Origin of the sequence: Actinomadura nitritigenes (assembly GCF_017573545.1) — a bacterium.
Lineage (GTDB): Bacteria > Actinomycetota > Actinomycetes > Streptosporangiales > Streptosporangiaceae > Spirillospora > Spirillospora nitritigenes.
This window is the reverse complement of sequence record NZ_JAGEOK010000020.1, coordinates 168415-179395: the sequence shown is the minus strand read 5'-3', so window position 1 is coordinate 179395 and position 10981 is coordinate 168415. Positions and strand designations below refer to the sequence as shown.

13 protein-coding genes and 1 riboswitch are annotated in these 10981 nt (G+C 72.7%); of the genes, 1 reads left to right on the top strand and 12 read right to left on the bottom strand.

Features of this window, described 5'->3' with window-relative positions:
- Positions 1 to 185: 185 nt before the first annotated feature.
- Entirely contained in the window at positions 186 to 938 is a 753-nt protein-coding gene (locus tag J4557_RS29540) for a GntR family transcriptional regulator (RefSeq protein ID WP_208270007.1), read from the bottom strand.
- Positions 939 to 954: 16 nt separating this feature from the next.
- A complete protein-coding gene (gene add, locus J4557_RS29535) occupies positions 955 to 1965 on the bottom strand; it encodes an adenosine deaminase (RefSeq protein ID WP_208270006.1) in 1011 nt (336 codons plus the stop codon).
- A gap of 138 nt (positions 1966 to 2103) precedes the next feature.
- On the opposite strand from add, the gene J4557_RS29530 reads away from it, so the two are divergent.
- A complete protein-coding gene (locus J4557_RS29530; protein ID WP_307800278.1) occupies positions 2104 to 3048 on the top strand; it encodes a D-alanyl-D-alanine carboxypeptidase family protein in 945 nt (314 codons plus the stop codon).
- A 107-nt stretch (positions 3049 to 3155) separates the two neighbouring features.
- Here the strand turns inward: J4557_RS29530 and J4557_RS29525 are convergent, their stop codons facing one another.
- The 10 genes from J4557_RS29525 to J4557_RS29480 all read right to left on the bottom strand — a co-directional run bounded on the left by J4557_RS29525 (position 3156) and on the right by J4557_RS29480 (position 10981).
- Entirely contained in the window at positions 3156 to 3521 is a 366-nt protein-coding gene (locus J4557_RS29525) for a Uma2 family endonuclease (protein ID WP_243776517.1), read from the bottom strand.
- Between the two features lie 234 nt (positions 3522 to 3755).
- On the bottom strand, positions 3756 to 4202 hold the full coding sequence (locus J4557_RS29520) for a PH domain-containing protein (protein WP_243776516.1): 447 nt from the start codon (positions 4200 to 4202) through the stop codon (positions 3756 to 3758).
- Positions 4195 to 5070: an ATP phosphoribosyltransferase gene (hisG, locus tag J4557_RS29515; RefSeq protein ID WP_208270005.1), complete on the bottom strand. Its 876-nt coding sequence runs from the start codon at positions 5068 to 5070 to the stop codon at positions 4195 to 4197. Before hisG ends, J4557_RS29520 begins: the two co-directional genes overlap by 8 nt.
- Before the next feature lie 93 nt (positions 5071 to 5163).
- A complete protein-coding gene (ribH, locus tag J4557_RS29510; RefSeq protein WP_208270004.1) occupies positions 5164 to 5670 on the bottom strand; it encodes a 6,7-dimethyl-8-ribityllumazine synthase in 507 nt (168 codons plus the stop codon).
- Positions 5667 to 6917, bottom strand: coding sequence for a bifunctional 3,4-dihydroxy-2-butanone-4-phosphate synthase/GTP cyclohydrolase II (locus tag J4557_RS29505; RefSeq protein ID WP_243776515.1), 1251 nt, complete (start codon positions 6915 to 6917; stop codon positions 5667 to 5669). The genes ribH and J4557_RS29505 overlap by 4 nt, the downstream gene beginning before the upstream one ends.
- Positions 6914 to 7555, bottom strand: coding sequence for a nicotinamide riboside transporter PnuC (gene pnuC, locus J4557_RS29500; RefSeq protein WP_208270003.1), 642 nt, complete (start codon positions 7553 to 7555; stop codon positions 6914 to 6916). Before pnuC ends, J4557_RS29505 begins: the two co-directional genes overlap by 4 nt.
- On the bottom strand, positions 7552 to 8193 hold the full coding sequence (locus tag J4557_RS29495) for a riboflavin synthase (RefSeq protein WP_208270002.1): 642 nt from the start codon (positions 8191 to 8193) through the stop codon (positions 7552 to 7554). The genes pnuC and J4557_RS29495 overlap by 4 nt, the downstream gene beginning before the upstream one ends.
- A 90-nt stretch (positions 8194 to 8283) precedes the next feature.
- Positions 8284 to 8414: riboswitch (FMN riboswitch) on the bottom strand.
- Between the two features lie 275 nt (positions 8415 to 8689).
- Entirely contained in the window at positions 8690 to 9328 is a 639-nt protein-coding gene (locus J4557_RS29490) for an HAD-IA family hydrolase (protein ID WP_208270001.1), read from the bottom strand.
- Between the two features lie 15 nt (positions 9329 to 9343).
- Positions 9344 to 10021 carry a ribulose-phosphate 3-epimerase gene (rpe, locus tag J4557_RS29485; protein ID WP_208270000.1) on the bottom strand — a complete coding sequence of 226 codons (678 nt, stop codon included), beginning with the start codon at positions 10019 to 10021 and terminating at the stop codon, positions 9344 to 9346.
- 12 nt (positions 10022 to 10033) lie between these two features.
- Positions 10034 to 10981, bottom strand: a complete 948-nt coding sequence (locus J4557_RS29480; protein WP_208269999.1) for a phosphatase PAP2 family protein — start codon at positions 10979 to 10981, stop codon at positions 10034 to 10036.

Here is a 10981-nt window from a genome sequence, read left to right as displayed (position 1 = left end):
ACCGTGCATTAGCGTGGGCCATGAAGACCTCCGAGACGGGTGAAGACGGCTATCTCCACCGCACTCGGAGGTCTTCGCTTTGATCAACCACCAACCCGGCGTGTCACCAACCTCGTGACCGAGTACATCTAGACGCTCTCAGGGCCGGCCGCCCGGCGCAGGCGATGCCGTCACGGGCGATGCCGTCACGGGTGGCCGGCGCGGGTCAGGTGCAGGCCGATGCCGTACCCGGTGACGACGGTCAGGGTGTAGGCGTCGACGGGGGTGTGGCCGTCGTCGTAGGCGGTGCCGGTGATGGCGAGCGCCGGGTCGCCGGGGGACGCGCCGCAGCGCCCGGCGTCCGCCGCGTCCAGGACGGCGGGCTCGAGGCGCTGCAGGCTCTCGGCGACGCGGCTCCCCGCGAGCGCCAGCGCGTCGACGATCGTGGGGCTCGCGTCGAGGACGTCCGGGGTGACGCGCTCCGCGACCGCCCGCGGCACCACGTCGGTCGCCACGCCGTACGGGACGCCGTGGCGGAGCCGGGTGGCGCGGTAGCGGACCAGGGGCGCGCCCACCGGGACCTTCAGGCGCGCGGCCAGCGCCTCGTCCGCGGCGAGCGCGTCCTGGACGCGGTCGCGTTCGAGGACGTGGTGCGCCTCGTTGTCGAGGTCGTCGAGGAAGCCGGTGTAGACCGGACCCGACCGCGGCGACAGCGGCTCGATCGGCAGCGGGTCCGCGACGTAGCTGCCCGACCCGCGGCGGCTGGTGACGTAGCCGGTGTCGCGGAGCTCGGCCAGCGCCTGGCGGACGGTGCTGCGGCTCGCGCCCATCGCCGCGGCGAGCTCGTCCTCCCCGGGGAGCCGCCCGCCGGGCGTGTAGTGCCCGGCGAGGATCCGGCTCTTGAGCGACATCGCGATGCGCACGTACAGCGGGCGGTCCGCCCCCGGCGGGCGTGCCATGGCAGGTCCCTCCTCGTCACAGGCCGGTGTCCCGGAGCTCCCGGCGCACGGCGGCCTTCGTCGCGGCGGGCGCGTACGAGGCTTCCAGCGCGGCGACCTGCGCGTCCAGCAGCGCGCGGCGGGTGAAGCCGTGCAGGTCGTGGGCGATGCGGAGCTCGTCGTTCAGCGTGGTCCGGAAGTAGGCCGGGTCGTCGGTGTTCAGCGTCACGACGAGCCCGGCCCGCGCCAGCTCCCCCAGCACGTGGCTCCGCGCGTCCTTCACCAGCTTGAGGGCGACGTTGGACGTCGGCGCCACCTCCAGCGGGATCCGCCGTTCGGCGAGGTGCGCGACCAGCGCCGGGTCGTCCAGGCAGCGGATGCCGTGCCCGATCCGGTCGGCGCCCAGCGCCCGCAGCGCGCCCCAGACGCTCTCGGGGCCGGCGGTCTCCCCGGCGTGCGGCAGCGCGGCCAGCCCGGCCGCCTTCGCTCGGGCGAACGAGGACGCGAACGGCTCGGGCGGAAACCCCTCCTCCACCCCGCCGAGGCCGAGGCCGACGACCCCGCCGGGCGCCGTCCGGCCGAGCAGGAAGCCGACGGTGAGATGGGAGTCCGGCGCCTCCGACTCGCGGGAGATGTCGCAGATCCAGCCGATCTCCACCCCGTGCTCCTCGCGGGCGCGCCGCCGCCCCTCGTCCAGCCCGGCGGCGTACTCCTCCAGCGCGACGCCGCGGCGGTGGTGCTGCACCGGAGTCGTGGTGACCTCGGCGTATCGGACGTTCTGCGCCGCCAGCTCGGCGGCCAGCGCGGCGGTGGCGTCCGCGAAGTCCGCGGCGCCGCGCAGCACGTCCAGGCCGGCGAGGAACAGCCGCGCGAAGTCGCCGAAGTCCTCGAACCGGTAGAGCCCCTCCAGGTCCTCGGCCGACTCCGCGCCCAGGTCGGCGCCGTGGCGGCGCGCCAGCGCCAGCAGCGTCGCCGGACGCAGCGACCCCTCCAAGTGCACGTGCAGCTCGACCTTGGGCAGCCGCCCGATCCACTCGTCGATTCCCATCGCCCCTCCGATCTGTACGGCCAACCATACAGGTGAATCTGTACGGTAAACCATACAAATCCCGGCCGAGCGCGTTCTCGCAGGTGACGGGCCCGCACGGTGCTTGAACGCGGCCCGTCCGGCTGGCAGTGTCCGAATGTGATCACCGCACTCGCCGCCCGCCACCGCGCGATGGCGCTCGCCGCCCTGCCGCTCGCCGCCGTCCCGCCGCTCGTGGCGGCCCCGGCCCGCGCGGCGGCCCCGGTGCGCGCGGCGGCGCGTCCCGCCGCCGGACCGTCCGGCGTCGTCGCCAAGTCCGCGCTCCTGTACGACGTGACGGACGGCGCGACCGCGTGGTCCCGCGCCGCCGACACCGAACGCCCCATCGCCAGCATCACCAAGGTGATGACGGCGCTCGTCGTCCTGCACGACGGCGGCCTCGACCGGAAGATCACCATCAGGCGCAGGTACCTGGCGTACGCGAAGAGGCACGACGGCAGCACCGCCGGCCTGCACGCGGGCGACCGGCTCACCGCGCGGCAGCTGCTCAACGCGCTGCTGCTGCCGTCCGGCTGCGACGCCGCCTACGCCCTCGCCGACGCCTACGGCCCCGGCAAGGACGGGTTCGTCGCCAAGATGAACGACGCCGCCCGCGAGCTCGGCCTCGACCACACCACCTACGCCAACTTCGACGGCCTGCCCTGGCCGACCGCCACGTCCACCCGCTCCACCGCCCGCGACCAGGTCCGCCTCGCCGGTTACGCGATGGACGACGGCACCTTCCGCGCCACCGTCGCCCGCCGGACCTACAGGCTCGCCAGGACCAGGACCCACCACGCCTACAGGTGGACCAACACCAACCGGCTCCTCCGCTTCTACAAGGGCGCGATCGGCATCAAGACCGGCACCACCGACGCCGCCGGCTACTCCCTGGTGTTCGCCGCCCGCCGCGGCGGCCGCACCTTCACCGGCATCGTCCTCAACAGCTCCACCACCGACGAGCGCGCCCGCTTCACCGACGCCGCCCGCATGCTCGACTGGGGCTTCGGCACCGCCGGCCCCCACCGCGTACCCCCCGCCGACACCGACACCGACACCGACTGACGCCGGGGTCCCCCGCCCTCGCACGCCTCTACGGCGTCAGGGTGTAGGCGGCACTGGCCGGCTCGAACTCGTGGACGTTGGTCCTGCCAACAGGCTGACCAGGATCGTCAGCGGCGCCGGAAGACGTCCCGGAGTCCGATGTCAATGGAGAACGGGACGGTCACCTGGAGGCGGTCACGATGGACCCCGGTCAGAACATACGACTTCACGACCGGATCGAGTTCATGGACGTGGACGACCGCGTCCCTACCGTCCTGCTCGACCAGCCAGAAATGCTCGATCCCGGCGGCTGCATACCGTCGGGGCTTGACATCGCGGTCCCGGATCTCGGAGTCGGGCAGGATCGCCTCCCCCACGAGCGTGACGTCCTCCAGGAAGAAGAAATGGTCGGGGACTGCGCGATGGAACGCCTCCGCCGAGACGAGAAGCACGTCCGGTGCCGGCGCCTGCCGTTCGTCGAGCCGTACCGTCATGCTGTGGAGTGGCTCGATGCCCTCCGGTGCCTGCCGTCTCAGTTCGGCGGGGCAGATCGCGCATGCGGAGGAAGTGATCCGTGGTGAACCCGCCCGCCGGTGGGCGCACCCACTCCGGCAAGGACTCGACGCTCGCCATGATGCTTCCGGGAGCGTCGTCATCACGCTTCGTGCTCATGCCGGCACCCTGGCACATGACCACATCCCACGTCGCGTGAATGCCCGTCCGGAACGTCAGGCGGGGTCGGGGGTTTCGCTGCGGGTGCGCAGGTGGGCCTTCAGCTCGGTGAGCTGGCGGGCGGCGAGGGCCTTCTCGGCGCCGTTGATGCCCATCGCGCCGATGGACGTCCCGTCGGCGAGGTCGAGGGTGGGCCAGGGGTCGCCCTCGACCATCGACGCGCCGAGCACCTCGGGCCAGGCGAGGCGGCGGGTGCGGAAGGCGTTGACGACCGTGAGGCCCGCCTCGTCGGCGACGACGCGGCAGCGGGCCAGCATGTGCAGGACCCACGCGACGACCAGGCCGAACACGACCATCAGCGCCCGGTCGAACAGCTTGAACTGCGGGGCCACCACCACGGCGAGCGCGATCAGGCCGACCACGACCACGCCCGCCGTGATGTAGGCCACGAGCCGTGTGGTGCGGGGACGCCACACGACCGGAAGGGCCCTGACCTCAGTCAACGATCTTCGAGATGGGGATCTCGAGGATGTCGTGGGCGCCGGCCGCCTTCAGCGCGGGGATCAGCGTGTTCACGCCGCGCTTGGCGACGACGGACTCGACCGCGCTGGAGTCGCCGCCGGCCAGCGAGGTGACCGTGGGCGACGACATCGACGGCATGATGTCCAGGACCTTCTGCAGGTCGGACTGGGCGACGTTCAGCTTCAGCAGCACGTTGCCGCGCGCGCGGATCGCGCCCTGCAGCAGCAGGGAGACGTCCTCCATCGCGGCGCGCTTCTCGGCGTCCTCGTACGCCTCGCGGTTCGCGACCAGCTCGGTGTAGCTGGTCAGCAGGGTGTCGAGGATGCGCAGGCCGTTCTTGCGGAGCGACGAGCCGGTCTCGGTGAGGTCGACGATCGCGTCCACGATGTCGGGGACCTTGGCCTCCGTCGCGCCGTAGGACGGGACGACCTTCGCCTTGACGCCGTGCTTGTCGAGGAACCGCTTGGTCATCGCCGGGAACTCGGTGGAGATCCGGACGCCCTCCGGCAGCTCGGACACGCTCTGCCAGGGCGCGTCCTCCGGCACCGCCATGATCACGCGGACCGGGTTGGAGGTGGCCTTGGAGTACTGGAGCTCGCCGAGGCTGACCACGTCGGAGTCGGTCTCGGTGATCCAGTCGCGGCCGGTGATGCCGAGGTCGAACAGGCCCTGTTCGAGGTAGGTCGGGATCTCCTGCGGGCGCAGCACCCGGACGCGGTCGATGCGCGGGTCGTCGATGGAGGCGCGGTAGTCGCGGTCCGAGGCGCGCCGGACGGTGAGGTCGGCGGCGTCGAACAGCTGCATGGTCGCCTTCTCCAGCGACCCCTTGGGCAGGACGAGTGACAGCACGGAATTGCCTTTCGGAATGGGTTGCGTACGGATACCGGGCGGATCGAGGAGCCCAGATGCGCGAGTCGTTCAGGGGCGGAGCCCCCGGACCCGCTAGAAATGCTCCAAACCGTGCCCGGCGTGACCGTGATGCCGCAGACCTCGCAGGGTCAGTGCCGTGTCGAGTGCGGCCACAGTCGCCTCCCATCCCTTGTCCTCGGAGCTGCCCGGCAGCCCGCTGCGTTCCAGTGCCTGCTCAATGGTGTCACATGTGAGGACCCCGTTGCCCACCGGAGTCGACTCGTCCAGTGCAACGCGTGTCACACCGCTCGTCACGGACTCGCAGACATAGTCGAAATGGGCGGTCGCGCCCCGGATGACCGCGCCGAGGCAGACGACGGCGTCGAGGTCGCGGGCCATCTGCTGGGCGATGACGGGGATCTCCAGGGCGCCGGCGACCCGGACGACCACGGGCGCGTCGATCCCGCACGCCTTCGCGGCGGCGACGGCGCGCTCCAGCAGCTGGTCGGTGATCTGCCCGTGCCAGCGGGTGCAGACGACGCCGAGCGTCAGCCCGGCCGCGTCGACGACCGTGTCCTCCGGGCGTCCCGCACCACTCATGAGAGTCCCTCGATCTCGTGTCCGAGACGGTCCCGCTTGACCGTCAGGTAGCGCCGGTTGTGCTCGGTGACGACGACGGGCATCGTCTCGCGGCCGCGCACGTCCAGCCCGAACCCGTCCAGGCCCTTGAGCTTGTCGGGGTTGTTGGTGAGCACCCGGATCGAGCGGACGCCCAGGTCACGCAGCATATGCGCGGCGTTGGAGTACTCGCGCGCGTCGGCGGGCAGGCCGAGTTCGAGGTTGGCGTCGACGGTGTCGGAGCCGGCGTCCTGCAGGGCGTAGGCGCGCAGCTTGGCGAGCAGGCCGATGCCGCGGCCCTCGTGACCGCGCAGGTACACCACCACGCCGCGGCCCTCCTCGGCGATGCGCTCCATGGCGGCGTCGAGCTGGGTGCCGCAGTCGCAGCGCTCGGAGTGCAGGACGTCGCCGGTGAGGCACTCGGAGTGCGCGCGGACCAGGACGTCCTCGCCGTCGGCGAGGTCGCCGAGGACGAGCGCGAGGTGCTCCCCGCCGTCGATCCCGCTCGAGAACCCGACGGCGCGCCACATCCCGTACCGGTTCGGCAGCCGGGTCTCGACGACCCGGGTGACCATCGGCTCGGTGCGGCGGCGGTGCTCGGCGAGCTGCTCGATGGAGATCAGCTTGAGGCCGTGCTCCTTGGCGAACACCTGCAGCTCGGGGAGGCGCGCCATGGTGCCGTCCTCGTTGACGACCTCGGCGAGGACGCCCGACGGGGCGAGCCCGGCCATCCGGGCGAGGTCCACGGCGGCCTCGGTGTGGCCGCGGCGGCGCAGCACGCCGCCCTCGCGGTAGCGGAGCGGGAAGATGTGGCCGGGGCGGACGAGGTCGCCCGGCTCGGACGCCGAGTCGGCGAGCGTCCGGATCGTCCGGGCCCGGTCGGCGGCGGAGATGCCGGTGCTGACGCCGAGCCGGGCGTCGACGCTGACGGTGTAGGCGGTGCGCATGCGCTCGCTGTTCTGCGCCGTCATCAGCGGGATCTGCAGCCGGTCGAGGTCGGCGCCCGCCATCGGGACGCAGATCACGCCGCTGGTGTACCGGATCGTGAAGGTGAGCAGCTCCGGCGTCGCCTTCGACGCGGCGAAGATGATGTCGCCCTCGTTCTCGCGGTCCTCGTCGTCGACCACCACGACGGGGCGTCCCGCCGCGATGTCGGCGACCGCCTCCTCGATCGGGTCGAAGATCCCGCCGCCGTTCGGTCCGTCGTTCAGTCCGTCGTTGCCGCTCATGCGGTCACCGCCTTGTTCCCGGGGGCCGGTACTGCCTTCGCTTCCCGCAGCCAGTTCCTGAACCCGACCATCACCATCACGAAGAAGATCACGTACACCGCGCCGGACGCGTACAGCCCGGAGTGCAGGGCCACCGGCACGCCGACCAGGTCGACCAGCACCCACACGATCCAGAAGTCGACGAGCGCGCGGCTCTGCGCGAACGTCGCGACGGCGCTGCCGACGAAGATGTAGGCGTTCGCCCACGGCGACCAGGCGGCCTTGAGCCAGTCGACGTGGAGGAACAGCTCGGCGACCGCGGCGGTGCCGGCGACGAGGGCCGCGATCAGCACGGCGCGCTCCTTCGCCGTCGCGCTCCGCACGACCAGGGGGTCGCCGCCGCGCCGTCCGCGCGCCCACATCGCCCAGCCGTAGACGGCGAGGACGCCGAAGAGCACCTGCTTGAGGGCGTTGCCGGGGACGTCGGCGTGCAGGGACGCGGCGAGCAGGAGCAGCGCGCCGACCAGTTGCACCGGCCACGTCCAGAGGGTCTTGCGCATGGCGAGCCACACCACGGCGAGCGACAGCACGTTGCCGACGAGGTCGGTCCAGAGGATGTGCTCGCCGAAGAGGTCGAAGCCCGCGTCCAGCCAGCTCATGCCGCGCCGCCCACCGGGTCGGGATCACTCGCCGGGCCGCCCGCCGCCGCGCGGTCGCCGAGCATCCGCTCGACGTACTTGGCGACGACGTCGACTTCGAGGTTGACGGGGTCTCCGGGCTTCTTGCGGCCGAGCGTCGTGAGGGACAGCGTCGTCGGGATGAGCGCGACGCTGAACCGGTCGGCGCCGGCCTCGACGACCGTGAGGCTGATGCCGTCGACCGTGATCGAGCCCTTGCCGACCACGTAGCGGGCCAGCGGCGCGGGGAGCGAGACGGTGACGACGTCCCAGCGTTCGCCCGGTTCGCGGGAGAGGATCGTTCCGACGCCGTCGACGTGGCCCTGGACGAGGTGGCCGCCGAGCCGGTCCGAGAGCCGGACGGGCCGCTCCAGGTTGACCTTCGACCCGGGTTCCAGCGCGCCGAGGCTGGACCGGTCCAGGGTCTCCTTCATCGCGTCGGCGGTGAAGGCCCCGTCCTTGACGTCCACCACGGTGAGACAGACGCCGTTGACGGCGATCGACGCGCCGTGGACGGCGTCCTCGGTGACGAGCGGGCCGCGGATCGTCAGGACGGCCGAGTCGCCCTCGGCCTCGATCGCGACGATCTCGCCGAGCTCCTCGACGATGCCGGTGAACATTCCCCGGGCCTCCTTGTTCCGCTGCTACGGAACCCGGCTCCGGGGGTACGTGCGTCGACATTGCGACACCCCTGGATCACCAGGGGTGCACTGCGCGCTGCCTCCCATCCGGACTTTCACCGTCGGTCCTGGAGTTCCACCAGGTCAACCGGCCGATGGCTTCGGCCGGGTCGCGGACTGTCACCGCCGGTTCGGAATTGCACCGACCCCGGAGCACGCGTTCATGCTTTGGGAACCAGTGTGCCATGCAAACCATTCCCCGCCCTATGTGAGCATCGCCACGGCCGCATGCGGACGACCAAGCGCTCGCTCGGCTTATCCTTGCGCGGTTCAACGTTCAACGATCTCCGGCACCGGGTAGACCCCGATCCGGATCCGGCCTCCGCTCCCCGCATCCGACTCCGCGCCGCCGAGGCCCGTGGTGACCGCCATTCCCAACGTGGGCCCGGCGGCGCGGCCCGGACCCGGCCCGTCCCCCCGCGGCCGGGCGTGCGGCTCAGTGGGCGAGGCGCAGGCCTCCGGGCGCGGTGGCGACGTGCGTCAGGTCCGGGACGATCGCGTGCGCCCGGGTCAGCTCGGCCCGGTCGTGGCTGGTGCCCACGGCGAGGACGGTCGCGCCCGCGGCGCGGCCCGCGGCGATGCCGGCCGGGGCGTCCTCGACGACCACGCAGGCCGCCGGGTCGACGCCGAGGCGGTCGGCCGCCAGCAGGTAGCCGGACGGGTCGGGCTTGCCGCGCGCGACGTCCTCGGCGGTGATGACCACGGGCGGCAGCGGGACGCCGGCGACCCCGGTCCGGACGCGGAGCTGCTCCTTGTCCATGGACGTCACCATCGCCCACGGCATGCCGCTCATCGCGGTCAGCAGGGCCAGGGCGCCGGGCAGCGCGGTGATCCCGCCGGTGCGCTCGGCCTCCAGCGCGTCCAGGCGCGCGGTGGCCGCGGCGACCCGGTCGGCGGGCAGGAAGTCGGCGACGCGGTCGCTCGTGCGGCGGCCGTGCGCGCCCGACAGGAAGTCCCCGGCGTCAAGCCCGTACTCCGCCGCCCAGACGCGGGCGGCGGCCTCGACCAGCGGGGTCGAGTCGACGAGCGTGCCGTCCACGTCGAACAGGACGGCGGTACAGGGCAGTGTCACCATGCCGTCACCGAACCCTCACCACGCGGCGGCCGCGGTCGCCTTCTCCGCCTGCGCCTTCAGCCTCCGGACGGCCTCGGACGGGTCGTCGGCGCCGTAGACGGCGCTGCCCGCGACGAAGACGTCCGCGCCGGCCTCCGCGCAGCGCTCGATCGTCTCGGCGCTGACGCCGCCGTCCACCTGGACCCAGACCGGCAGGTCCCGGCCCTTGATCATGTCGCGGGCGCGGCGGACCTTCGGCAGCACGACGTCCAGGAACCTCTGGCCGCCGAAGCCGGGTTCGACGGTCATCAGCAAGAGCATGTCGATCTCGCCGAGGAGGTCCTCGAAGCCCTCGACCGGCGTGGCGGGATTCACACCGAGCCCGGCGCGCGCGCCGGCGGCGCGGATGGCGCGCAGCGTCCGGATCGGCGCCTTGGCGGCTTCGGCGTGGATCGTGACGGAGCCCGCCCCGGCCTCGGCGTACTGCGGCGCCCACCGGTCCGGGTCCTCGATCATCAGGTGGCAGTCGAGGGGCAGCGCGCTGTGCTTGAGCAGCGCCTCGACGACCGGGAGGCCCAGGGTGAGGTTGGGCACGAAGTGGTTGTCCATGACGTCGACGTGCACCCAGTCGGCGGTGCCGGAGATGAGCGCGACGTCCTCGGCCAGGCGGGCGAAGTCCGCGGAGAGGATGCTCGGTGCGATCTGTGGTGCCATGATGCCCCGAGTCTATTGGGCCGGTTCGTCCGGCCCATCACCCGGCCGGGTGAGCGCGGGGGTGGCCCGGCGCGCCAGGCCGAGCCGGACGAACGCCTCCGGCGCGCCCGCCGTCGCCCACAGGGCGAGCAGCGCCTGGACGGCGAACGCCCCGGCCGCGTGGGGCCACGGGAGCAGGTCGAGCAGGGAGACCGCGCCCGCGCCCGCGGCACCGACGGGCAGGCGCGCGAGGCGGCGCGGGAGGGGGCCGCCCGCGTCGAACCAGCCGCGCGCGGCGGCGATCGACATCCCCGCGAGGATCCCGAACAGGCCGCCGGAGGCGGCGGCCGCCTCGTTCACGGTGAGGGGACGGGTGTGCCCGCCGGCCGCGACGATGGCCCTCGCCCAGGCGGCGGGCCAGTGCCAGCCGTGCAGGGAGCGGACGGCGAGCCACGCCCCGCCCAGGAACGCCAGCGCGATCACCAGCGCCATCGCCGCCTGCAGGAGCAGCGGGCGCCCGCTCCACCACGGGACGACCCGCGGTTCGAGCCACAGCCCGAGGACCAGAACGCCCAGGCCGATCCCCCATCCGGCGAGGACCTGGCCCGGCGAGTGCACGCCCAGGTAGACCCGCGACACCCCGATCAGCGCGATGAGGGCGACCGCCGCCGCCCACACGCCGGCGCGGCGCGTCCGGGACGCGAGGAAGCCCCAGGTCACGACCGCGTTCTGGGCATGTCCCGACGGCATGCCGAACGAGGCGAGCGGCTGCCGGCCGTCGATGGACGGGTCCGTCCAGAACGGGCGCGGGGCGTGCCACACCAGCTTCAGGACGGTGTTGAGCGTCGACCCGAACGACAGCAGGACGATCGCGCGCGCGGCGAGCCGCGGGTGCACGCACCAGTAGAGGACCACCAGCGCCGGGATGTAGAACCCGGCGCTGCCGAGGTACGTCATCGCGAGCATGAAGCCGGTGAGCAC

Excerpts from the sequence above, each read along its gene's own strand:
- J4557_RS29540 (WP_208270007.1), bottom strand. The coding sequence starts at position 938 with ATGGCACGCCCGCCGGGGGCGGACCGCCCGCTGTACGTGCGCATCGCG.
- add (WP_208270006.1), bottom strand. The coding sequence starts at position 1,965 with ATGGGAATCGACGAGTGGATCGGGCGGCTGCCCAAGGTCGAGCTGCAC.
- J4557_RS29525 (WP_243776517.1), bottom strand. The coding sequence starts at position 3,521 with ATGACGGTACGGCTCGACGAACGGCAGGCGCCGGCACCGGACGTGCTT.
- ribH (WP_208270004.1), bottom strand. The coding sequence starts at position 5,670 with ATGAGTGGTGCGGGACGCCCGGAGGACACGGTCGTCGACGCGGCCGGG.
- J4557_RS29505 (WP_243776515.1), bottom strand. The coding sequence starts at position 6,917 with ATGAGCGGCAACGACGGACTGAACGACGGACCGAACGGCGGCGGGATC.
- pnuC (WP_208270003.1), bottom strand. The coding sequence starts at position 7,555 with ATGAGCTGGCTGGACGCGGGCTTCGACCTCTTCGGCGAGCACATCCTC.
- J4557_RS29495 (WP_208270002.1), bottom strand. The coding sequence starts at position 8,193 with ATGTTCACCGGCATCGTCGAGGAGCTCGGCGAGATCGTCGCGATCGAG.
- J4557_RS29490 (WP_208270001.1), bottom strand. The coding sequence starts at position 9,328 with ATGGTGACACTGCCCTGTACCGCCGTCCTGTTCGACGTGGACGGCACG.
- rpe (WP_208270000.1), bottom strand. The coding sequence starts at position 10,021 with ATGGCACCACAGATCGCACCGAGCATCCTCTCCGCGGACTTCGCCCGC.